Annotated in this window: 18 protein-coding genes; 6 read left to right on the top strand and 12 right to left on the bottom strand. The window is 72.1% G+C overall.

Translation table 11 applies throughout. The annotated features are described in order from the left end of the window. Positions 1–3: 3 nt before the first annotated feature. Positions 4–2,283 (top strand): transglycosylase domain-containing protein, encoded by a 2,280-nt coding sequence (locus E6P78_RS18385; protein ID WP_136204688.1) that lies wholly within the window; start codon positions 4–6, stop codon positions 2,281–2,283. Positions 2,284–2,372: 89 nt separating this feature from the next. On the opposite strand, the gene E6P78_RS18380 is transcribed toward E6P78_RS18385, so the two are convergent. From E6P78_RS18380 to E6P78_RS18370, 3 genes are all read right to left on the bottom strand, one after another. Further along, positions 2,373–4,262, bottom strand: coding sequence for an ATP-binding SpoIIE family protein phosphatase (locus E6P78_RS18380; RefSeq protein WP_136204687.1), 1,890 nt, complete (start codon positions 4,260–4,262; stop codon positions 2,373–2,375). Between the two features lie 385 nt (positions 4,263–4,647). After that, the gene (locus tag E6P78_RS18375; RefSeq protein ID WP_136204686.1) at positions 4,648–5,355 is read right to left on the bottom strand and encodes a DUF402 domain-containing protein; all 708 of its coding nucleotides are present in this window, start codon (positions 5,353–5,355) and stop codon (positions 4,648–4,650) included. 44 nt (positions 5,356–5,399) lie between these two features. After that, on the bottom strand, positions 5,400–6,800 hold the full coding sequence (locus E6P78_RS18370) for a class II fumarate hydratase (RefSeq protein ID WP_136204685.1): 1,401 nt from the start codon (positions 6,798–6,800) through the stop codon (positions 5,400–5,402). A gap of 108 nt (positions 6,801–6,908) precedes the next feature. Between E6P78_RS18370 and E6P78_RS18365 the strand changes: the two genes are divergently transcribed. Further along, entirely contained in the window at positions 6,909–8,432 is a 1,524-nt protein-coding gene (locus E6P78_RS18365; protein WP_136204684.1) for a ricin-type beta-trefoil lectin domain protein, read from the top strand. Between the two features lie 79 nt (positions 8,433–8,511). Here the strand turns inward: E6P78_RS18365 and E6P78_RS18360 are convergent, their stop codons facing one another. From E6P78_RS18360 to E6P78_RS18350, 3 genes are all read right to left on the bottom strand, one after another. Next, positions 8,512–9,813 carry a M18 family aminopeptidase gene (locus E6P78_RS18360; RefSeq protein ID WP_136204683.1) on the bottom strand — a complete coding sequence of 434 codons (1,302 nt, stop codon included), beginning with the start codon at positions 9,811–9,813 and terminating at the stop codon, positions 8,512–8,514. A gap of 518 nt (positions 9,814–10,331) precedes the next feature. Continuing rightward, complete coding sequence (locus tag E6P78_RS32810) at positions 10,332–10,553, bottom strand: hypothetical protein (protein WP_168712643.1); 222 nt, start codon at positions 10,551–10,553, stop codon at positions 10,332–10,334. A 139-nt stretch (positions 10,554–10,692) separates the two neighbouring features. Next, positions 10,693–12,369 carry a fumarate hydratase gene (locus E6P78_RS18350; protein ID WP_136204682.1) on the bottom strand — a complete coding sequence of 559 codons (1,677 nt, stop codon included), beginning with the start codon at positions 12,367–12,369 and terminating at the stop codon, positions 10,693–10,695. Positions 12,370–12,532: 163 nt separating this feature from the next. Here E6P78_RS18350 and E6P78_RS18345 point away from each other — a divergent pair, with 163 nt between their 5' ends. Together E6P78_RS18345 and E6P78_RS18340 are read left to right on the top strand one after the other, a co-directional pair. After that, positions 12,533–13,201: a DUF1707 domain-containing protein gene (locus E6P78_RS18345; protein WP_136204681.1), complete on the top strand. Its 669-nt coding sequence runs from the start codon at positions 12,533–12,535 to the stop codon at positions 13,199–13,201. 190 nt (positions 13,202–13,391) lie between these two features. Further along, complete coding sequence (locus E6P78_RS18340) at positions 13,392–13,763, top strand: WhiB family transcriptional regulator (protein WP_136204680.1); 372 nt, start codon at positions 13,392–13,394, stop codon at positions 13,761–13,763. Between the two features lie 159 nt (positions 13,764–13,922). On the opposite strand, the gene glpX is transcribed toward E6P78_RS18340, so the two are convergent. Next, entirely contained in the window at positions 13,923–14,954 is a 1,032-nt protein-coding gene (gene glpX / locus E6P78_RS18335; RefSeq protein WP_136204679.1) for a class II fructose-bisphosphatase, read from the bottom strand. Positions 14,955–15,096: 142 nt separating this feature from the next. Here glpX and E6P78_RS18330 point away from each other — a divergent pair, with 142 nt between their 5' ends. Next, on the top strand, positions 15,097–15,615 hold the full coding sequence (locus tag E6P78_RS18330) for a DUF4245 domain-containing protein (RefSeq protein WP_136204678.1): 519 nt from the start codon (positions 15,097–15,099) through the stop codon (positions 15,613–15,615). A 181-nt stretch (positions 15,616–15,796) separates the two neighbouring features. On the opposite strand, the gene E6P78_RS18325 is transcribed toward E6P78_RS18330, so the two are convergent. Both E6P78_RS18325 and E6P78_RS18320 read right to left on the bottom strand, forming a co-directional pair. Then, on the bottom strand, positions 15,797–17,545 hold the full coding sequence (locus E6P78_RS18325; RefSeq protein WP_136204677.1) for an ABC transporter ATP-binding protein: 1,749 nt from the start codon (positions 17,543–17,545) through the stop codon (positions 15,797–15,799). A 73-nt stretch (positions 17,546–17,618) separates the two neighbouring features. Further along, the gene (locus tag E6P78_RS18320) at positions 17,619–19,313 is read right to left on the bottom strand and encodes an ABC transporter ATP-binding protein (RefSeq protein WP_240799261.1); all 1,695 of its coding nucleotides are present in this window, start codon (positions 19,311–19,313) and stop codon (positions 17,619–17,621) included. A gap of 268 nt (positions 19,314–19,581) precedes the next feature. On the opposite strand from E6P78_RS18320, the gene E6P78_RS18315 reads away from it, so the two are divergent. Next, positions 19,582–20,229 (top strand): TetR/AcrR family transcriptional regulator C-terminal domain-containing protein, encoded by a 648-nt coding sequence (locus E6P78_RS18315; protein ID WP_136204676.1) that lies wholly within the window; start codon positions 19,582–19,584, stop codon positions 20,227–20,229. Positions 20,230–20,365: 136 nt separating this feature from the next. On the opposite strand, the gene E6P78_RS18310 is transcribed toward E6P78_RS18315, so the two are convergent. The 3 genes from E6P78_RS18310 to xseA form a co-directional block, all read right to left on the bottom strand. Beyond that, a complete protein-coding gene (locus tag E6P78_RS18310; RefSeq protein ID WP_136204675.1) occupies positions 20,366–20,956 on the bottom strand; it encodes a malonic semialdehyde reductase in 591 nt (196 codons plus the stop codon). Between the two features lie 178 nt (positions 20,957–21,134). After that, positions 21,135–21,419 (bottom strand): exodeoxyribonuclease VII small subunit, encoded by a 285-nt coding sequence (locus E6P78_RS18305; RefSeq protein ID WP_136204674.1) that lies wholly within the window; start codon positions 21,417–21,419, stop codon positions 21,135–21,137. A 202-nt stretch (positions 21,420–21,621) separates the two neighbouring features. Further along, a complete protein-coding gene (gene xseA / locus E6P78_RS18300) occupies positions 21,622–22,833 on the bottom strand; it encodes an exodeoxyribonuclease VII large subunit (protein WP_136204673.1) in 1,212 nt (403 codons plus the stop codon). Positions 22,834–22,842: the final 9 nt, after the last annotated feature.

Raw genomic sequence — 22,842 nt, 5'->3', positions numbered from 1 at the left:
GCGATGGGTCGAGCGGATGCGCGACGAGCCCAGCGGCGGGCTGCGAAGAGCGGCGGCATACGCAGACTCTTCACCTGGCGCAAACTACTGGGCACTGCCTTCGGGGTGGTCCTTCTGGGCATGGGCGCCTTCGCCGTGCTCTACATGCTCGTGGACGTGCCCGAGGGCAACGCCCAGGCCAAGCTGCAGTCCAACGTCTACAAGTACGCCGACGGCAGCCTGCTGGCCAGGACCGGCGAGGTCAACCGCGAGATCGTGAGCCTCTCGGAGGTGCCCAAGGAGGTCCAGGACACCTTCGTCGCCGCCGAGAACAAGTCCTTCTACGACGACCACGGCGTCGACTTCAAGGGCACCGCGCGCGGCCTGATCAACACCCTCTCGGGCAAGGGCAAGCAGGGCGGCTCGACCATCACCCAGCAGTACGTCAAGAACTACTACCTGGAGCAGGACCAGACGGTCACCCGGAAGCTCAAGGAACTGGTCATCTCGCTGAAGGTGGACCAGAAGAGGAGCAAGAAGGAGATCCTCGCCGGGTACATCAACACCAGCTACTACGGCCGGGGCGCCTACGGCATCCAGGCCGCGGCGCAGGCGTACTACGGCGTGGACGCCAAGGACCTCGACGTCTCCCAGGGCGCCTACCTCGCCGCGCTGCTCCAGGCGCCGAGCCAGTACGACTGGGCCGTCGCGGGACCGAAGGGCAAGGCACTCGTCAAGGAGCGCTGGGCGTACACGCTGAACAACATGGTCGGGGAGGGCTGGCTCGACCCCGCGAAGCGCCAGAAGCTGACGTTCCCCGTGCCGCGCGACCCCAAGCCGCTGAACGGGACGGCCGGCCAGAAGGGGTACATCGTCGACATGGCCCGCCAGGCGGTGCTCAAGCAGCTGGGCATCAGCGGCGAGCAGTTCGACCTCGGCGGCTGGACGATCACCGTCAACATCGACAAGAAGAAGCAGCAGCAGCTGGAGAAGTCGGTCGAGACCAAGCTGATCGACAAGCTGGACACCAAGAAGCGCAAGCTCGACCAGGACATCCAGGCCGGCGCCGTCTCGGTCGACCGGAAGACCGGCGCGGTGCTCGCCCTGTACGGCGGACGCGGCCAGAACGAGCACTGGATATCGAACGCCGGCCGCAAGGACTACCAGCCCGCCTCCACCTTCAAGCCCGTCATCCTCGCCGCCGCCCTCGACCAGAAGTCGAAGACGCAGGACGGCGAGCAGATCACCGCGAACACCCGCTACGACGGCACCAGCAAGCGCCCGGTCGTCGGCAGCGACAGATACTTCGCCCCGGAGAACGAGGACGACCAGAACTACGGCCAGGTCACCGTCCAGACCGCGATGAACAAGTCCATCAACTCCGCCTTCGCGCAGATGGGCGTGGACGTCGGCATGGACAAGGTGATGGAGACCGCCGGCAAGCTCGGCATGGACGTGGAGGGGCTGCAGGCCGTACCGGCGCAGACCCTCGGCTCCATGGGCGCGAGCCCGCTGGAGATGGCCGGGATCTACGCCACGTTCGACAACCACGGCAAGAAGGTCACCCCGCAGATCGTGAAGTCCGCGGTGCACCAGGGCGACGAGCCGCTGAAGATGCCCGACGCGATCGGCGAGCAGGTGATCTCCCGCCAGGCGGCGGACTCCGTGACGTCCGTGCTGACCGGTGTGGTCGACGACGGTACGGCCCGCGGATCGGTCCGCAACGCGGAGGGGCTCTCCGACCGGGACATCGCCGGCAAGACCGGAACCTCCGACGACAACAAGTCGGCCTGGTTCACCGGCTACACCCCCGACCTGGTCACCTCGGTCGGTCTGTTCGGCGAGGCCGCCTTCGACCGCACCGGCGACGACGGCAAGAAGATCAAGAAGAACGCGCAGGTGACCCTCCAGGGCGCCGGCGGCGGCGGCCGCGTCAACGGTGGTGGCTTCCCGGCCGAGATCTGGGCCGACTACATGGGGCACTCCGTCGGCAAGGCCAGCAAGTTCGACCTCGACACCGACATGGGCGCCGCCGTCAGTCCGCCGCCCGAGTCCCACTCGGCGTCCCCCAGCACCTCGGCGTCCAAGGACCCCACGCCCTCGGGCGAACCGTCCGACGACACCCCGTCCTCCGAGCCGCCCCCGTCCAGCGAGGCCCCGCCGAGCTCACCGCCCGCCTCGCCCTCGGGCGACCCGTCGAGCGAGCCGCCCCCCGGCCCGTCGACGGAACCGGACCCCTCGGCCACCATCGAGCTGCCGGACCTCTCCGGGGACAACCGGCCGGACAACAGCGACGAGCGATGACGCCCTGACCGTCCAGGTCCCGACAGCCGGAACGGGCGGTGTACGAGGAGGAATCCTCGTACACCGCCCGTTCCGGCGTGCTGGGCGCGCTACCCGCGCACCGGCATCTCGAACCACACGACCTTGCCGGTCGACAGTCGGGTCGCGCCCCAGCGCCTGGCGAGGCGGTTGACCAGGAACAGGCCGCGCCCGTTCTCGTCCATGTCGCGGGCCCGGCGCTGGCGGGGCAGCTGCGGGGAGTCGTCGCCCACCTCGCAGCGCAGCGTGTCCGTGCGCAGCAGGCGCAGGGTCACCGGCCGCTCCGCGTACCGCACGGCGTTGGTGACCACCTCGCTGATCAGGAGCTCCACCGAGTCCGAGAGCTCGTCCAGGCCCCAGCGGCCGAGCGCCCTGCGGGCCAGTCGGCGGGCCCGGCCGGGGGCGGAGTCGTCCGGCTCCAGGAACCAGTACGCGACGTCGCTCGGCGCGATCCCGTCGAAGCGGGCGGCCAGCAGCGCGATGTCGTCGTCACGGTCGCCGGGGCCCAGCATGTCCAGCACGTCGTCGCACAGGGCCTCCAGCGGCGGCGAGTGGTCCGGGCCGGTCAGCCGGGCCGTGGTGGCGAGCCGTTCGCGCAGCAGCTCGATGCCCGTCCACACGTCCCGCAGCCGCGACTCGACCAGGCCGTCGGTGTACAGCAGCAGCGTCGCGCCGGCCGGGGCGTCCAGCTCGACCGCCTCGAAGTCCACCCCGCCGACGCCGATCGGTGCGCCCGGGGGCACCCGCAGCACCTCCGCGCGGCCGCCCAGGTGGAGCAGGACGGGCGGCGGGTGGCCGGCGTTGGCGACGGTGATGCGGTGCGCGACGGGGTCGTACACCGCGTACAGGCAGGTGGCCATGCGGTCGCTGCCGAGCCGCTGCGCCTGCTCGTCCAGGTGGTGCAGCACCTCCTGCGGGGGCAGGTCGAGCCCGGCCAGGGTCTGGGCGGTGGTGCGCAGCTGGCCCATGATCGCGGCGGAGGTCATGGAGTGGCCCATGACGTCGCCGACGACGAGGGCGACCCGGCTGCCGGGCAGCGGGATCGCGTCGTACCAGTCGCCGCCGACCCGGGCCGTCTCGGCGGCCGGGAGGTAGCGCGAGGCGAGTTTGACGCCGGTGGGCTGGGGGAGCGAGTCGGGAAGCATCGTGCGCTGCAACTCGTCGGCGATGTAGGCCTCGCGCCCGTAGAGCACCGCCTTGTCGATGCCGAGCGCGGTGTGCGTCGCCAGCTGGGCCGCCACCAGCAGGTCGTTGGCCTCGAACGGCAGGCGTTCGGCGCCGCGCAGGAAGACCGCCGCCCCGATCACCCGCCGGCGGCCGCGCAGCGGGGCCAGGATCACCCGGTGCCCGGACGGCACCGTGCGGTCGGCGCCGAGCAGTTCGGGCAGCGCGACGCGGGCCGCCGCGGAGTCGCCGAAGACCGGGCGCACCCCGCGCAGCACCTCGGCGAGCGCGCTCCCGGCCTGGACCTCGCACAGCTCGGCGGCGGGCATCAGATCGGCCTGCGGGTCGACGGCGGGCAGCCGCAGCCGCTCGGTCTCCGGCAGGCTCTCGGTCTCCTCCTCCGTCAGCCGCAGCCGGTCCGAGCGGCGCAGCCGCAGTACGAACGGGGTGACGGGCCGCTCGTCGCCGACGGGCAGCGGGTCGCGGAGGTAGACGAGTATGGCGTCGGAGAACGTCGGCACGCTGGCCCGGCACAGCCCCAGCACGATCTCGTCCAGGTCTATGCCCCGGGCGATCCGCCGGGTCGCGGCCCCCACGAAGCGCAGCCGGTCGCCCTCGCGCCGCGTCGCCGCCTGTGGGTCGGGCCCCGAGGGGCCGGGGCCCTTGGCCGGGGCCGGGATCGCCGTCGCGGCAGCGGCGGCCGCCACGGCGGCGTCCCGCTGCCGCGGCCGGGTGCGTTCCTGCGGCCGGGCGGCGAGAGGCTGCCGGCCTTCGTGGGAGGTGGAGTGCTCCGTCACGCGTGGGGTTCCGTCCGTCCGGGCCGGTTGTATGAGGCAATCACCTTGTGGGGCGCTACTGTGCCCCGGCAGGAGCGGCAATAACAACGGCTGACATCGCCTGCCCCGGAACTCGGGGCCGAAACCTGATGTCTGCGCGGGATGCCGATGACAACGTTTCCGACGGGGCGGCAGCGGACAGCGGACACGTCTCCACCCCCTCGTCGTGGCTCATGCGGTGCGGGCAACTCGTCGACTCGTGGCGCCGATGCGGTCCATGAGGGCTGCGGTCTGTGCGACGAGCCGATGACTCACGGTCAGGTCCTGAACCCCGCCTGCCGGTTGGGGCCGAGCCGCTCTTCTCGGGACGATCCTACGTTTGCCCCCCTGGGGTGCATCAAGGGTCTCACGACGGCATGGCGGAAGGCGTGCGGTCCGAACCATCCGGCCGGCGGTCCCAGTCGTCCGGCAGTTCGGGCACCCGCCACGCCGGATCGGGCCGCCAGTCCTCCCAGCCGTCCCGGAACGGCGCGGCCCAGTCCCGGATCAGCCCGACCGCCGCGCGCCCCGCCGCCCGCACCCGGTCCGCCACGTCCGGCGTGATCAGGCCGACCCGCTGGGCCTGCTCGAACTCGTCCTCGTCGCGCCAGAGCCAGCTGCGGTCCGGGTAGACCGAGATGTCGAGGAAGTGGTCCTCGGAGTCGACCCCGCCGGCCCACCGGGTGCGCGGCTCCTCCAGGTTGACGTACCAGCTGCGGAACTGCCAGCCGCGCTCCCAGAACAGCCAGACCGACCAGGGCTCGCCGGGCCCGGCCAGCTTCAGCACCCCGTTGCCCAGCCAGGCCGAGCGGGCGGTGGTGCGCGGGGCGGTGTACCGGGTGGCGAGCGGTTCGGCGTGCACGTCGGTGCCGTCGGCCAGGACCGGCTTGACGCACTCGGTGCCGGGCGCCACCCAGACCGCGAGCAGTTCCTCGGTGTCCTGGACGACCGTGACGGGGCGGCAGATGTGGAACGGATGCGCGGCGGAATCCGGCCGCCGGGGGCCGTTGCCCCGGTAGCGCCACAGGATCTGATCACCCGGCGCCCAGCGCTCGATCTCTCCGCTACCTGTCATGGAGAGATCTTAGTGAGCGTGGCCCCGCCCCGCAGCGACGCACATCACGGGCGGGTCATGCGCAGCACGTCCAGGGCCTCGTCGAGCTGCTGCTCGGTCAGGTCGCCGCGCTCCACGTAGCCCGATTCGAGGACCACCTCGCGGATGGTCCGGCGCTCGGCGAGGGACTTCTTGGCGACCTTCGCCGCCTCCTCGTAGCCGATGTACTTGTTCAGCGGGGTGACGACGGACGGCGAGGACTCGGCGTACTCCCTGGCCCGCTCCGCGTGGGCGGTGATCCCGTCGACCGTACGGTCCGCGAGCAGCCGGGAGGCGTTGGCGAGCAGCCGTACGGACTCCAGCAGGTTCTTCGCGATGACCGGGAGCATCACGTTCAGCTCGAAGTTGCCGGCGGCGCCCGCCGCGGCGACCGTGGCGTCGTTCCCCGTCACCTGGGCGGCGACCATCAGCACCGCCTCGGGGACGACCGGGTTGACCTTGCCCGGCATGATCGAGGAGCCCGGCTGGAGGTCGGGGAGGGAGATCTCGGCGAGTCCGGTGCGCGGGCCCGAGGCCATCCAGCGCAGGTCGTTGCAGATCTTGGTGAGCGAGACGCCGATGGTGCGGAGCTGGCCGGAGGTCTCCACCAGGCCGTCCCGCGCGCCCTGCGCCTCGAAGTGGTCGCGGGCCTCGGTGAGCGGCAGCCCGGTGACGCGGGCCACCTCGGCGATCACGGCGGCGGAAAAGCCCGGCGGGGTGTTGATGCCGGTGCCCACCGCCGTACCGCCGAGCGGGAGTTCGGCGAGGCGGGGGAGTGAGGCGCGCAGCCGCTCGACGCCGTAGCGGATCTGCGCCGCGTACCCGCCGAACTCCTGGCCGAGGGTGACGGGCGTGGCGTCCATCAGATGGGTGCGCCCGGACTTCACGACCGTCGCGAACTCGTCCGACTTGCGCTCCAGGGCGGCCGCCAGGTGGTCCAGGGCGGGGATCAGGTCGGCGGTCACCGCGGCGGTCGCGGCGATGTGGATGGAGGAGGGGAAGACGTCGTTGGAGGACTGCGAGGCGTTGACGTGGTCGTTGGGGTGGACCTCGCGGCCGAGGCGTTCGGTGGCGAGCGTGGCCACCACCTCGTTGGTGTTCATGTTCGACGAGGTACCCGAGCCGGTCTGGAAGACGTCGACCGGGAAGTGCGCGTCCCAGCGCCCCTCGGCGACCTCCTCCGCCGCCTCCTGGACCGCCCGCGCGATCTCCGGGTCCAGGACCTCCAGCTCGGCGTTGACCTTGGCGGCGGCGGCCTTGATACGGGCCAGGGCCTCGATGTGGGCCCGCTCCAGGCGCTGCCCGGAGACCGGGAAGTTCTCCACGGCCCGCTGTGTCTGGGCCCGCCACTTCGCGTCCGCGGGGACCTTCACCTCGCCCATCGAGTCGTGCTCGACGCGGTAGCTCTCGCCCGTTCCCTGATCCATGGTCGTTCAACCTCCTGAAAAAGATGAGCACTTGTCTTGTTCTAACTATTCCCAAGTCGCTTACCGACCAGTAAATACCGGGGGTAACCACCAACCCGGGGAGGCGCAATGAGGCGCACCAGGCACAGACTCCGCTGTACCGTCGCAGCCGCGGCGGCCATCGCGGCGGCGTTCGGCGGCATGGCGGCGGCGGGACCGGCCACCGCCGCCCAGTCCGGTACCACCAGTACCGCATCCACCCCCCTGTCGCCGGAACTGGAGGCCATCCGCGCCGCGGAGGCCACCCAGCTGTACGGCGACCCGGCCGAGCGCCCGCTCGCCCAGCGCAAGACCGGGCTCGTCTCGCTCGGCGACAGCGAGATCTCCGGCGAGGGCGTCGGCACGTACGAGGCGGGCACCAACGGCCCCGACAACTGGTGCCACCGCTCACCCGACTCCGCGATCCACCGCACGGGGATTCCGGCCGACGTCACGTACAACGTCTCGTGCTCCGGCGCGTACACCGGAAACATCGTCATCGGCGGCTCCAAGCAGTACGCCGACGAGCTGGTGCAGAGCGACAACCTGGCCATCAAGGCGCGCAACACCCGCATCAAGATGATCGTGCTGGTGGCGGGTGCCAACGACGACCTCCAGTTCGGGCCCGTCATGACGGACTGCGTCGAGCGCTGGATACTCCTCCAGGGCGTCTGCCAGTCCAAGTACGAGGGCGGCTGGCAGGCCCGCGTCGACGGGCTCGTCCCCAAGGTCGAGAAGACCGTGCGCGACCTGCGGACCGTGATGACCGGCGCCGGCTACGCCGACAGCGACTACAAGCTCGTCGTCATGGGCTACCCGAGCCCCATCGGCCCGGACTTCTACGACAACCCGAAGTTCCCCGGCAAGCTTCCCGGCGGCTGCGCCGGATACGACTCCGACGCCGCCTGGGGCCGCAACACCGCCGTCCCCGCCTTCGAACGCGGGATGCGCAGGGCGGCCGCCGACACCGGGGCCGTCTACCTCGACAACTCCCGGCTCTTCCACGGCCACGAGGTGTGCAGCGAGTCCACCTGGGCCCGCGGCCTCTACATCGACCTGTCGCACTTCCCGCCGGACTCCAACTCGGTGCGGCAGTCCTTCCACCCGAACGCGGCCGGCCACGGCGCCTTCGCCTCCTGCCTGACCCAGATCTACAACTCGGGCCTGCGCGAGGCGAGCTGCGCCGACCCGGCGAGCACCGGACAGCCCGTCCTCCAGCCGGCCGCCTGGGACGACGTCTTCACGCCCTTGCGCGGCGAGGCGACGGCCACCTGCCTGGATGCCCCCGCCTCCGTCACCCGTAACAACACCGGGGTCACCGGCTGGGAGTGCCACGGCGGGCGCAACCAGGGCTGGTGGTACGACTCCGCCACGAAGACCCTGCGCACCGAGCTGAGCCACGACCGCTGCCTGGACGTGCCGGGCGTGAACTACAAGGCGGGCGCGGCCCTCATCCTCTACAACTGCTCCGGCGCCGCCAACCAGCAGTTCGTCCGCCAGTCGGGCACCCTGCGCCCGGCCGCGTCGACGGGCCTGTGCGCGACCCTGGCGGGCGCCCACGACCCGCTGAGGCTGCAAACCTGCGACGGCAGCGCGAAGCAGCGCTTCGCGTAACACCCGTCGTGCACGGGTACGGGGAGGAGCCGCACCGGCCCCTCCCCGTACCCGTGCCCCGCCTCAGCGCCTCAGCGCCTCAGCCCGAGGTCGCGAACGCCGTCAGGATCGCCGCGAGGTGACCCGGGTCCTCGGCCCCGCACAGCTCGCGCGCGGAGTGCATCGAGAGCCCCGGAACACCGACGTCGACGGTCGGCACTCCCAGCCGGGCCGCCGTGAGCGGGCCGATGGACGTGCCGCACGGCATCGCGTTGTTGGAGACGAACGGCTGCCACGGCGCACCCGCCCGCTCGCAGGCCGCCGTGAACAGGGCGATCCCGGACGAGTCGGTGGCGTAGCGCTGGTTGACGTTGACCTTGACGGTGGGGCCGCCGTTGGGCAGCGGCTGGTGGCCCGGGTCGTGGCGCTCGGCGTAGTTGGGGTGGACGGCGTGCGCCATGTCGGCCGAGACGCAGTACGCGCCGGCCAGCGCCCGCGACCAGTCCTCGGAGCTGCCGCCCCGGGCGGTCACCGAACGGCTGAGCACCCGCTCCAGGAGCGGGCTCTGCGCCCCCGTGTCCGAGCCGCTGCCGACCTCCTCGTGGTCGAAGGCCGCCAGCACCGGGACGTACGCCGGCGCGTCGGCCGCCGTCGCCACCGCTGCCAGCGCGGTGACCCCGGCGTGCACCGACACCAGGTTGTCCAGCCGCGAGGACACCACGAACTCCCGCTCCGCGCCCAGGTAGCCGGGCGCCTGCACGTCGTGCAGCATCAGGTCCCAGCCCAGCACCTCGTCCGGGTCGGCCTCGGCCGCCGCCGCGACCCGGCGCAGCAGCGCCCCCTCGTCGGCCGCGCCGAGCGACCAGATCGGGGCGATGTGACGCTGCCGATCCAGGGCCAGCCCGTCGTTGACGGAACGGTCCAGGTGGATCGCCAGCTGCGGCACCCGCAGCAGGGGTTCGTCGATCTGCACCAGCCGGGAGTCGGTCCGCCCGCCGGGGGCGCGCAGCGCGAGCCGGCCGGAGATGCCCAGGTCCCGGTCGAGCCAGGTGTTGAGCGGAACCCCGCCGTAGATCTCCACCGCGACCTGCCGCCAGCCGGCCGAGCCCGTGTCGGGGGTGGGCTTGATCCGCAGGTTCGGCGAGTCGGTGTGCGTGCCGATGATCCGGAACGGTGTGTGGGCGGGCAGGGACTCGGGGGCGTACCAGGCGATCAGGGCGCCCCCGTGGACGACGAAGCTGCCGCCCGTGGTGCCCGTCCAGTCGTCGGTTCCGCGCAGTTCACGAAAGCCCGCCTTCTCCAGCCGCTGGGCGGCGCTCGCCACGGCGTGGTACGGCGAGGGGCTGGCCCTGATGAAGGTGAGCAGGTCGTCGGCATGGCTGCGGTGGGGGACCGGCGTCATGCGGTGTCCGCCTTTCCGGAGTGGGACGGTGAGGGTGGTGCGGCCGTACGGGTTGGGACGGCGGCGCGGCGAGGATCGGCAAGGGGCGAGGGCCGGCGGCGGGCTCGTGGGGGCGGCCCGGCGTCCGGTGACGGCACCGGGCCGGACCGCCCGGTGGTGCGGAGTTCTCCGGCAACGCCGGACAACCCACCGCATCGGCCCGGTGCCCCGCAAGTCCGGTGGACGGCCCGCTGCGCGAAAGCGGCGGTGCGCTGCGGGCGGCCCCGGGGCGCGTACGCCGCCCGGGGCGGGGCCCCGGCCCGGTTCGCGCCGCGTCCCCGCGACCCGGACCCGCGCCGCCCCGGGACCGTTGCGGGCCGTGCGCGAGATTGGCTGGTTCCTGCTGTACATGTACATGCCCAGCGTGTCCGCGTACACGACATCGGCCGAGCGGCGCCCCGGCTCATCCGGCTCTCCGGGAAGCCGTCATCAGCAAGGCGGGGGAGGCGGGGGCGGCCGGCTGTCGGGGGGAGGGGAGATCAGCACCGCGCGGCCCGGCGGCGGGCGGCCGGCGGTCCGAGCAGGCCCTCCGGGTGGCGCCGGCCCGGGACATGGGCGACCTGCGGCGCGGCATCCGGCGGCGGACCGTCCACCAGCACACCGTCCGCCCGGACCGGGCGACCCTCCGTGGTGAACGGCGAGGCGGACGCCGCGACAGCGCGGCGGATCGGGATGAGCCGGCGCAGCATTGCCGAGCACATGCGCGAGGGCTCCGAGCGGCTGGGCAGCACCGGCCGCGCCCACTCGGCTACCCGGTGGCGACCTCGGGGCTGCTGCGACGGCTGAGCGACGGCGGAGCGGAGGGGCGCGGGCGCAAACGCCCCTCCGGCCGTGCGGGACTCAGCCCAGACCGGGGCCGCGCACCGGGATGCTGGTGAACGTCGGGGCCGGGGCGGGCTCGGTGAAGAAGTCGTTGCCCTTGTCGTCCACGACGACGAACGCAGGGAAGTCCTCCACCTCGATCTTCCAGACCGCCTCCATGCCGAGCTCCTCGTACTCGACGACCTCGACCTTCTTGATGCAGTCCTGCGCGAGCCGGGCCGCCGGGCCGCCGATCGAGCCCAGGTAGAAGCCGCCGTGCGCGTCGCAGGCGTCGGTGACCTGCTTCGAGCGGTTGCCCTTGGCGAGCATCACCTTGGAGCCGCCCGCCGCCTGGAACTGCGCGACGTAGCTGTCCATGCGGCCGGCCGTGGTCGGGCCGAAGGAGCCGGAGGCGTAACCCTCGGGGGTCTTCGCCGGGCCCGCGTAGTACACCGGGTGGTCCTTCAGGTACTGCGGCATCTCCTCGCCCGCGTCCAGGCGTTCCTTGATCTTGGCGTGCGCGATGTCGCGCGCCACGACCAGGGGGCCGGTCAGCGAGAGCCGGGTCTTGACCGGGTACTTGGTCAGCTCGGCGAGGATCTCGTCCATCGGCCGGTTCAGGTCGACGCGTACGACGTCGCCCTCGCTGTCGAGGTGCTCGTCGGTGGTGTCCGGCAGGAAGCGGGCCGGGTCCTTCTCCAGCTGCTCCAGGAAGACGCCCTCGGCGGTGATCTTCGCGGTGGCCTGGCGGTCCGCCGAGCAGGAGACGGCGATGGCGACGGGCAGCGAGGCGCCGTGCCGGGGGAGGCGCACCACACGCACGTCGTGGCAGAAGTACTTGCCGCCGAACTGCGCCCCGATGCCGATCTTCTGCGTCAGCTCGAAGACCTTCTCCTCCAGCTCCTTGTCGCGGAAGCCGTGCCCGGTCGGGGAGCCCTCGGCGGGCAGCTCGTCCAGGTAGTGCGCGGAGGCGTACTTCGCGGTCTTCAGCGCGAACTCGGCGGACGTACCGCCGACGACGATCGCCAGGTGGTACGGCGGACAGGCCGCGGTCCCCAGGAGACGGATCTTCTCCTCCAGGAACTTCATCATGGAGGCCTCGTTGAGGACCGCCTTGGTCTCCTGGAACAGGAACGACTTGTTGGCCGAGCCGCCGCCCTTGGCCATGAAGAGGAACTTGTACGCGCCGCCGTCGGTCGCGTAAAGCTCGATCTGGGCGGGGAGGTTGGAGCCGGTGTTCTTCTCCTCCCACATGTTCAGCGGGGCCATCTGCGAGTACCGCAGGTTGAGCTTGGTGTACGCGTCGAAGATGCCCCGCGACAGCGCCTCCTCGTCACCGCCCCGCGTCAGCACGTTCTGCCCGCGCTTGCCCATGACGATGGCCGTACCGGTGTCCTGGCACATGGGCAGGACACCCGCGGCGGCGATGTTCGCGTTCTTCAGCAGGTCGAGCGCGACGAACTTGTCGTTGGACGAGGCCTCCGGGTCGTCCACGATCCGCCGCAGCTGCGCCAGGTGCGCGGGCCGCAGGTAGTGCGAGATGTCGTGCATGGCCTCGGCGGCCAGGGTGCGCAGCGCCTCCGGCTCGACCTTGAGGAACGTACGCCCGTCGGCCTCGAAGGTGGACACACCCTCGGCGGTGACCAGACGGTACGGCGTGGTGTCCTCTCCCAGAGGGAGCAGATCGGAGTACGCAAACTCTGGCATTACGGCCATTCCTCACTCGGCAGACAGCGGCTGGCCACCCTTGGACAGCGCACCCACCAGGGTAGGACCCGCCGGGAGCGCCGGGCTTGTGAGGTAGGGCTCACCCGGGTTCGCCGGGCGGCGTACCGTCCAGCCTCTGTCGCGATCTATCGCGTTTCGGTACGCTGGGTCGGTGGACCTCGAGAAGCAGCCCCAGCAGCCCACCGCACCGGCGGAAACAGACGTCATCCGCGCCTCCGACGCGGACCGCGACCGGATCGCGGACATTCTGCGGGAAGCGCTGGCCGAGGGCCGGCTGACCGCCGACGAACACGCGGAGCGGGTCGATTCCGTCTACCGCGCCAAGACCGTCGGCGAGCTCGAACCGCTGGTGCGGGACCTGCCGACGCCGGGCGGCACGCCAAGGGCCGCCACCGGCACCTCGTACTCCTACGGTCCCGAGGAGGCCACCGGCCCCGCCGACAACCTGGTGGCGATCTTCAGCAGCTCGACCCGGAAGGGGCGCTGGCGGGTCGGCGGGCGTACCAACGCGTTCTCGCTGTTCGGCAGTGTGGAAATCGACCTGACCGAGGCGCTTTTCGGCCAGCGTCTCACCGTGATCAACGCGACCTCCGTCTTCGGGAGCGTGGAGATCAAGGTGCCCGAGAACATCTCGCTGCGCGGCAGCGGTACGGGCATTTTCGGCAGTTTCGAAGTACGCACGCTGGAATCCCCCGATCCCGAGGCGCCCGTGGTGGTCGTGAACGGATGTTCCGTGTTCGGCAGCGTCGAGGCGAAGCCGAAGCGCGGCAAGTTCATCGCGGATCTCCAGGACCGGCTGCGCAAACATCTCGGCCACTGACGAAGTGCGCGGCGATGTGAGGCGCGGCGCGGATTCCGGCGCGGGCGCGGGTGCGTTTCCGGCCGGAAAGGCACTCGACCGCAATTGCGCGGAACGGACCTGAGTGCCACTCAGTGCATAGGCGCGCGCACAGCGGGTAGGGACTGCTGCATCGTCTCTCGCTCGCGAAGCCGTCGTCAGGAGTGGACCCGTGCTGCAACTGCCGCATCAGCCCCTGCAGGTCGCCGCCGTCCCCCCGCAGCGGGCCCCCGCTCGGGAGGACCAGGCCGGCCCCTGGCATTCGGAGGCGGTGTGCCGCCGGGACGAAGCCGGGCTGTTCTTCGCCCCGTCGAAGGAGCCGACTGCCGCCCGCCTCTCGCGCGAGGAGTCCGCGAAGCGGGTCTGCGCGCGCTGCCCCGTGATGGTCGAGTGCCGCGAACACGCCCTGATGCAGCCCGAGCCGTACGGGGTCTGGGGCGGCCTCACCGCCGCCGAGCGACGCGTCGCGCTCGCCCGGCGCAGGCGGCGCGACGTGGAGCTGAAGGCCTCGGGCGCGACCGAGCGGGTCGCGGCGGCGGGCTGACGAGGCCGCCGCCCCCGCCCGTACGCGTTCGTACCCGTTCGTACGAAGAGGCGCCCCCCACCGCACATGGGGGGCGCCTCTTCGGCCGGACGCGCGGGCGGGCCGGGTCCACCGTCGCCGTCGTCGCCGAACGCGCCGGTGGGCGCGGAGCCGCCGGGGCTACTTCGCGCGGTCGAAGTCGATGGCGCTGTAGGCGCGCAGCTTCGACAGCCGGTGCGTGGAGGAGATCGTCCGGATGGTGCCCGACTTGGACCGCATGACGATGGACTCGGTGGTCGCCGTCTCCGCGCGGTAGCGCACCCCGCGCATCAGCTCGCCGTCCGTGATGCCGGTCGCCACGAAGAACACGTTGTCCCCGCTGACCAGGTCGTCCGTGGACAGCACCCGGCCCAGGTCGTGCCCGGCGTCCAGGGCGCGCTGCCGCTCCGCCTCGTCCTTGGGCCAGAGCTTGCCCTGGATGGTGCCGCCGAGGCACTTTATGGCGCAGGCCGAGATGATGCCCTCGGGCGTGCCGCCGATCCCCATCAGGAGGTCGACGCCGGTGCCCTCGCGCGCGGCCATGATCGATCCGGCCACGTCGCCGTCGGAGATGAACTTGATCCGGGCGCCGGTCTCCCGGATCTCCTTGACGATGCCGTCGTGGCGGGGGCGGTCCAGGATGACGACCGTGACGTCCTCGGGCGTGGAGCTCTTCGCCTTCGCGACCCGCCGGATGTTCACCGAGACGGGCGCGTTGATGTCGACGAAGTCGGCGGCCTCGGGGCCGGTGACCAGTTTGTCCATGTAGAAGACCGCGGACGGGTCGAACATCGCGCCCCGGTCGGCGGCGGCCAGGACGGCGATCGCGTTCGGCATGCCCTTGGCGTTCAGCGTCGTGCCGTCGATCGGGTCGACGGCGATGTCCACCTCGGGCCCGGTGCCGTCACCCACGTGCTCGCCGTTGAACAGCATGGGGGCTTCGTCCTTCTCGCCCTCACCGATGACGACGATGCCGTTCATGGACACGGTGGAGACGAGGGTCCGCATGGCCTTCACGGCCGCGCCGTCGGCCCCGATCTTGTCTCCGCGGCCGACCCAGCGCCCGGCGGCCATGGCGGCGGCCTCGGTGACCCGGACGAGCTCCAGGGCGAGGTTGCGGTCGGGAGCCTCCGGGGAGACCTCCAGCTGGGACGGCAGATGATGCTCGGACATCGGAGCGCACCTTTCTGTACGACGACGACCGGATGAGGGTGATCTGACTCTATCGCCAGGTCGATAAAATGAGCAGACCGGGTCACGTTTGAGCGGGGCGCCCCCGAGTCGGTCCCGCGGGGGCTGATGCGACGATGGTCCCGTGGCAAGCAAGCGAGGCAAGCAGACCGTGCGGGACATGATCCTGTCGTTGATGGCGATCGCCGCCGTGGCAGGTGTCGTCTACATCTTCATTCCGCACGACGACAAGGCCGATCCGATCAAGGCGGTCGACTACCGTGTCGAGCTCCTGACCGCCCGGCGCGCCGCCCCGTACCCGGTGGCGGCCCCCAGCGGCCTGCCCGAGGGCTGGAAGCCCACCTCGGTCACCTACGACCGGGACGGGGGTAACAGCTGGCACCTCGGCTTCCTGGACCCGGACGGCAAGTACGTCGCGGTGGAGCAGTCCACGTCCCCGGCGAAGCCGTACATCAGCCAGGTCAGCCAGAAGGCGAAGGACACCGGCCGCACGCAGGAGGTGGCGGGGGAGACCTGGCAGCGCTGGGAGGGCCCGAAGTACGACGCGCTGGTGCGCGAGGAGAAGGGCGCGACGACGGTCGTGACCGGCTCGGCCCCGGCGGAGCGACTGGCGGAGATGGCCGCGGCCCTCAAGACGTCCTGACGCGCGTCCGTGCGTACGACGTGCGTCTGCCGATACGACGCGGATCTGCGGATACGACGAGCGTCTGTGCACACGACGCCGGTCTGGGCGTACGACGCGGGCCTGCGCAGACGACGCGCGTCCGTGCGTACGGGGAAGGCTTCGGGCCGGTCGCGGGGCGCCGCGACCGGCCCGTGCTCGCTCACATCACCGGCGGAAGAAGGCGTTCCGGTGCCGGTCCCGGCGCCGAGGGGTCCAGGGTGAGGTCCCAGAACGCCGCGTAGCGACCGCCGAGGCGCAGCAGTTCCTCGTGGCCGCCCTCCTCGACGATCCGGCCGCCGTCGACGAAGACGATGCGGTCGGCGCGCCGGACGGTGTGCAGCCTGTGGGCCACCGACACCACGGTCCGGCCCGCCACCAGGTGTTCGACGGCGGCGTGGACGGCCGACTCGTTGACGGGGTCCAGCGCGGATGTCACCTCGTCCATCAGCACGATCGGGGCGTCCTTCAGCAGGGCCCTGGCGATGGAGACGCGCTGGCGCTCGCCGCCCGACAGGCGGGCGCCGCCCTCGCCGACGGCGGTCGCCCACCCCTCGGGCAGGCGTTCGATCACCTCGTCCAGCCGCGCCGCCTCCGCGGCGGCGCGCACCTCGGCACCGGTGGCGTCGGGCCGGCCCAGGCGTACGTTGTCCTCGATCGTGCCGTCGAAGAGGTAGACGTCCTGGAAGATGATGGCGAACTGTGCCATCAGGGTCTCGGTGCTGATCGCGCGTACGTCCACGCCGCCGACGCGCACCGCACCCGCGTCCACGTCGTAGAACCGGGCGAGCAACTGGAGCAGGGTGCTCTTGCCCGCACCCGACGGCCCCACGACTGCCAGCCACTGCCCCTCGGGGACGGACAGCGACAGATCGTCGAACACGGTGCGCTCTCCGTGCCGGAAGGCGACCGACTCGAACTCCACCCCGTGCCCCGCCGGTTCCACGGGATCGGTGGCCTGCGGCAGCGGCTCGGTGCGCAGCAGCGCGTCGAGCCTGGCCAGTTCCCCGCGCGCGGCGCGCAGTTTGCCGCCGAGGTCGGCCAGCGACAGCAGCGGGTCCGCGCAGCGCGTCGCCAGCACCAGGACCGTCAGCAGTTCGGCGGCCCCGATGTGTCCGCCGAGTGCGAGATACGCCCCCAGGGCCAGCACCGTGGTGAACACCGCCTGCACCGTCAGTGTCAGGCCCACCGCGCCGGGCAGCGCGGACAGCGTGGAGCGGCGGGAGGCCCGCTGGACCTGCCGCAGGGAGTCGTCCAGGAGGCGGAAGCGTTCGGCGGTCCGGCCGCCGGCGCGCAGGACCGGCTGTGCCCAGAGGTATTCGATGACCCGTCCGGTGGCCTCCCGGTCGCGGGTGGCGCGCTCCGCGTCCTCGGCGGCCGTCGAGCGGCCGGCCAGGATCTGGATCGCCACCACGACGGGGACGCCTGCCAGGACGGCCAGGCCCAGCTGCCAGTTGAGCCCGAGGATCACGGCGACGACCGTCAGCGGCGTCACGGCGGCCGAGACGAACGGTGCCAGCAGGTGCGCGATCACGCTCATGGACCGCAGCACGCCCTGGCCGGCCAGGACGGACACCTCTCCCACCCGGGCCGCGCTGTACCAGCCGAGCGGCAGCCGGGCCAGGTGGTCGCCCAGGCGGTGGTACACGCCGCGCAGCAGCGCGGTGCCGACGCGGAACCCCGACAGGTCGCTGAGGAAGCGCAGCACCGCACACGCCGCCACCGCCGCCCCGAACGCGCCCAGCCAGGGCCAGGCGTGCTGCGGCGTGCCCCCGAGCAGGGCCCGGAGCACAGGTGCCAGCAGGGCGTAGGACAGGCCCTCGGCCACCGCGGTCGTCGTCATCAGGGTGAGGGTGCGTCGCATCGGGCGGGCGTGCTGATGGCCCAGCACCCGCAGCAGCATGGTGATCATCGGAGCTCGTCCCCTCGCTGTTCGAAGAGGGTCCGCAGACACGTCTTCATCGGATCGGCCGGGCCGTGCGTGGTCACAGCCGCTCACCCTCTTCCGCGGAACCCGCCACCTGCCGGGTACGCCACAGGGCGGCGAACCTCTCGCCCTTTTCCAGCAGTTCACCGGGCGGGCCGTACTCGACGATCACTCCGTCCTCCAGGACCGCGACGGCGTCGGCGCCGGCGACGGTCTCCAGGCGGTGCGCGATGACCAGGAAGGTCCTGTCCTCGCCCCGCAGCGTGTCCAGGGCGCGGCGCACCGCCTGCTCGGTGAGCGGGTCGGCGAAGGAGGTCGCCTCGTCGAGCACCAGGACGGGGGTGTCGGCCAGCAGGGCGCGGGCGAGCGCGACCCGTTGGGCCTCGCCGCCCGACAGCCGGGCCTCCGCGCCGATCACCGTGTCGTAGCCGTGCGGGAGTTCGAGGATGCGGTCGTGGACGTTGGCGAGACGGGCGACACGTTCCACGTCCTGGGCAGTGGCGGAGGGTGCCGCCAGCGCGATGTTGTCCGTGACGGACGCGTTCAGCAGCCGGACGTCCTGGAAGACGAAGGAGACCTGCCGGTACAGCTCCCGGCCGGCCAGTTCGCGCAGGTCGACGCCGCCCAGGCGGACCGAGCCGGCCGTCGGGTCGACGAACCGGGGCAGTAGTTGGACCAGCGTGGACTTGCCGCTCCCCGACGGTCCGACGAGCACGGTGACCGTCCCCGGCTCCAGTACGAGGTCGACCCCGCGCAGGACGTCGTGGCCGGGTTCGTAGGCGAAGCGGACATCGCGCAGCTCCACCCGGTGGCCGTGCGGCGCGACCGGGTTCGCGGGCTCCGGCAGCGGCGGCACGGCGAGCACGTCGCGGATGCGGCCGACCGCGCGGCGGGCGGCCTGCAACTCGTCGAAGCCGTGCCCGAGCGCCGCCACCGGGGCGGTCAGCCCGAGTCCCAGCAGCAGGAACGGCAGCAGGTCGGCCGGGGCCAGCGACCCGTCACCGATCAGCGCCGCACCGCCGGTCAGCACGGTCAGGAGCACGAACGGGGGCGCGAGGACCAGCTGCATGCTCGCGGCGATCGGGGAGATCCCCCGTACCCAGCGGCTGAAGGTGTCGACGAACGCGTCGGCGGCGGCGCGGAACTCGCGGTGCGCGCGTTCACCCCCGCCGAAGGCCTTGACCACCGCGATTCCCTGGACGAACTCCACGACGGAGCCGGCGATCCGCGCCATCGCCGCGTCGAAGTCGGCCTGTTCGCGCAGCCGGGCCGGGGTCATCATCAGCGGGACCAGCGCCACCGCCGCGACCACCGGGATCAGAGTGATCAGGGTGAGTCGCCAGTCGATGGTGAACAGGTACACCAGCGAAGCCAGCGGCACGACGAAGGCGGAGGCGAGCTCTCCGGGGGTGTGGGCGATGAACGGGTGCACGGCGCCGACGTCCTCACCCACCAGCTTGGCCAGCTCACCGCGACGGCGGCCGGAGAGCCAGCTGATCGGCACCCGCCCCAGCCGGGCCGCCAGCTGGCGGCGCAACGCCAACTGCACCCGCCCGTCGAGCAGATGGGCGCCTCCCGCCGCGGCGGCCGTGAGCAGCAGCCTGACGAACAGCCCGCCCGCACCGGCGACCACGACGAGCCGGACATGGTCGTGGTCGGCCGGACCCGGCGCGAGCAGGGTGCGGCCCAGCTCGACGACCGCGAGCAGCGGCGCCAGCCCTGCCAGGGCGCCGACGACCTGTAGGACGATCACGGCGGCGAAGGCCCCTGCGTAGGGCCGCAGAAACCCTGTCGTGCTCCGCCCCGGCGGGGGCTCCTCCCGCGCGTGAGCGGCATGCTCCGGTGGCCGTGCGGGATGTCTTCCCGTGGTGAGTTCGGTGGTGGTCATCGCCCTCTCGCCCTCGCCGGTCATTGATGCACCCAGTAATTCTTACAACGTAAGGCCATGTGGGGACGTTATATTTACGTCGTAAGACTCGTCAATCCGGTCGTGGGTCGTCCGGTACGAAAGGGGAGGTGCCATGGCGGCCAGAAGGGCTCGCGGGCAGCGCGCCGGGCTCACCCGCCAGGCCGTCCTGGAGGCGGCCTTGCGACTGGTCGACCGGGAGGGGATGGCCGCTCTGTCGATGCGGCGGCTCGGCGACGAGCTCGGGGTGGAGGCGATGACCGTCTACCACCACGTGCCGAACAAGAGCGCACTCCTGGACGGGATGATCGAGCAGGTCGTCGCCGAAGCCGTGCCTCCGGAATTCGGAGCCGCCACCTGGCGGGAGGACCTGGGCGCCTACGCCCACGCGCTGATCGCCGCGCTCGGCGCCCATCCGAACGCCGTGCCGCTCCTGCTGTCCCGGGCCGCCATGACGCCCCGCAACCTGGGGACGATGGAGGCCGTGGTGGGGATGCTGCACGAGGCGGGCTTCCGGCTGCCGAGGACCCTGGACATCCTCTACTCGCTGACGAGTTTCGTCGTCGGGCACGCCGCCGCGCAGGCGGGCGACGTCGACGGGGCCGGCAGCTTCGCCTCGTTGGACGCGGAGGCGTATCCGCTGCTGGTGGGCGCTGCCCGGGAGGCGGGCGAGGACACCGCCGACGCGCGTTTCGACTTCGCGCTGGACGCGCTGCTGTCCGGATTCGAGGGGGAACTCGGGGACGCGCGGGCATCGTCCTGACGCGTCAGGTGTGCGGGACCGGAGCCGCCGCTTCACGGCCGGCGCACGAGTGTTCGGCGCATGAGTACGGGGACGGCCCCGGAGCGCACTCCGGGGCCGTCCCCATGCCACTGTCCGCCCTCTCGGGCGGCGGGGCTCAGACGGTCTTGACGACCTCGTCGAACGCGAGACGCGGCAGGCGCGGGAACCAGGCGTCCTCGCCCGGCTTGCCGATGTTGACGACCATCAGGACGTTGTGGTCGCCGTCCAGGAACTCCTTCTCGATGCCCGCGGCGTCGTAGCCGGTCATCGGGCCGGCGGCCAGGCCGGCGGCGCGGACGCCGATGATGAAGTAGGCGGCCTGGAGGGCGGCGTTCAGCGAGGCGGCCGACTCACGGACCGGGCGCTCGGAGAAGAACATGTCCTTGGCCTGCGGGAAGTGCGGCATCAGGGCCGGCAGCTCCTCGTGGAACTCGTTGTCCGCGGCCAGGATCGCGACCAGCGGGGCGGTCGAGGTCTTGGGCTGGTTGCCCTCGGCCATGTGCGTGACGAGGCGCGCGCGGGCCTCCTCCGAACGGACCAGCACGACGCGCAGCGGCGACTGGTTGAAGGCGGTCGGGCCGTACTTGACCAGGTCGTAGATGGCCTGGACCTGCTCCTCGGTCACCGGCTCGTCGGTGAACGTGTTGGCGGTGCGGGCCTCGCGGAAGAGGAGGTCCTGAGCGGCGGGGTCAAGAACGAGCGACATCGTGGGTATACCTTCCGGACGTACACGGGGGGATCGGATCACGACCACGGGGGATCGAGCAACGACGGTCACCGTACGGCGAAAGTGCGTTAATGTTCAACTAAATCGAAAGTGGGGAGACTCACCCCACGCAGCCGGAATAAGGCGGCCCACGACACAGGAACGCCCCGGTACGGGCTCAGCCCGCGTCGGCCGCCGTCGAGCCCCCGGGGCCGCCGTCCCCGTCGCCGCCCTCCCCGCCGGCCGGGCCCGCCAGGGCCGCGTCCAGCCGGGCGCGGGCGCCCTCCAGCCAGTGCCGGCAGACCTGCGCCAGCTCCTCGCCGCGCTCCCAGAGCGCGAGGGAGTCCTCCAACGAGGTGCCGCCCGCCTCCAGTCGGCGCACCACCTCGATCAGCTCGTCGCGCGCCTGCTCGTAGCCGAGCGTGCCCGTCGCGGCGGCGGTCGCCGTCCCGTCGTCCGTCATGTCATCCACCCTACGCATCGGCATGTGTCAGCTTGTATCGGCCTGTGGCCGGCCTGTCTCGGCCCTTGGCCGGCCTGTGCCGGTTTACGCCGGTCCGTGTCGGCCTGCACGTCGCTCCCGGCCTGGCCCGGTCTGGTCTGGCCCGACCGGGCCCGGCCCGGCCCGGTCCGCCGGAGGCCCGCCCCCCGCCCCCCGGCCCGGCTCACTCGGCGACCCGCACCGCGAACTCGCCCCCCGACACCCGCGCCCGCAGCGTCTCCCCGGCCGCGCCCGCATCCGACGGGTCCCGGACCACGTGCCCGTCGGCGCGCTGGAGCACCGCGTAGCCGCGCTCCAGGGTCGCGGCCGGGGACAGCGCGAGGACCCGGGCGCGGGTGTGGGCCAGCTCCGAGTCCGCCCGGTCCAGCAGATGGCCCAGCACCCGGCGGGAGCGCCCGACCAGCGCGTCGACGTCCGCCGCGCGCTCGTCCACCATCCGCTGCGGGTGCTCCATGCAGGGCCGCCCCAGGGCGTGGGCCAGGCCCCGCTCCTCCCGGTCGAGCAGCCCCCGGACCGTCCGCAGCGCCCGGTCCCGCAGCTGCCGCACCCGGTCCAGCTCCTCGCCCACGTCGGGCACGACCTTCTTCGCCGCGTCCGTGGGCGTGGACGCCCGTACGTCCGCGACCAGGTCGAGCAGCGGGGAGTCCGGCTCGTGCCCGATCGCCGAGACCACCGGCGTACGGCAGGCCGCGACCGTACGGATCAGCTCCTCGTCCGAGAACGGCAGCAGGTCCTCGACGCTGCCGCCGCCGCGCGCCACGACGATCACGTCGACCTCCGGGACGCCGTCCAGCTCCCGTACCGCCCGCACGACCTGGTTGACCGCGTGCACCCCCTGCACGGCGGTGTTGCGGACCTCGAAGCGGACGGCGGGCCACCGGCGGCGGGCGTTCTCCAGCACATCGCGCTCGGCCGCCGAGGCCCGGCCGCAGACCAGGCCGACGAGCTGGGGCAGGAAGGGCAGCGGCTTCTTGCGGTCGAGGGCGAACAGGCCCTCGGCGGCCAGGGACTTCTTCAGCTGCTCCAGCCGCACCAGCAGCTCGCCGATGCCGACCGGCCGTATCTCCGTCGCCCGCAGCGACAGCTGCCCCCGGGGCGCGTACCACTCGGGCTTGGCGAGGACGACGACCCGCGCGCCCTCCGACACCACGTCGGCGATCCGGTCGAAGACCTGCCGGAAGCACGTCACGCTCACCGAGATGTCGTGCGACGGGTCGCGCAGCGTCAGGAACACCACACCGGCGCCCGGCCGCCGGGACAGCTGGGTGATCTGGCCCTCGACCCAGACCGAACCGAGCCGGTCGATCCAGCCGCCGATGAGCCGCGACACGTCACCGACGGGCAGCGGGGCTTCCGGAGAAGTGTTCAGAGCCATGCGAGCGAG

Source organism: Streptomyces sp. A0958, from assembly GCF_004795035.1.
Taxonomy (GTDB): Bacteria; Actinomycetota; Actinomycetes; order Streptomycetales; family Streptomycetaceae; genus Streptomyces.
This window is presented reverse-complemented; position numbering and strand designations above follow the sequence as displayed.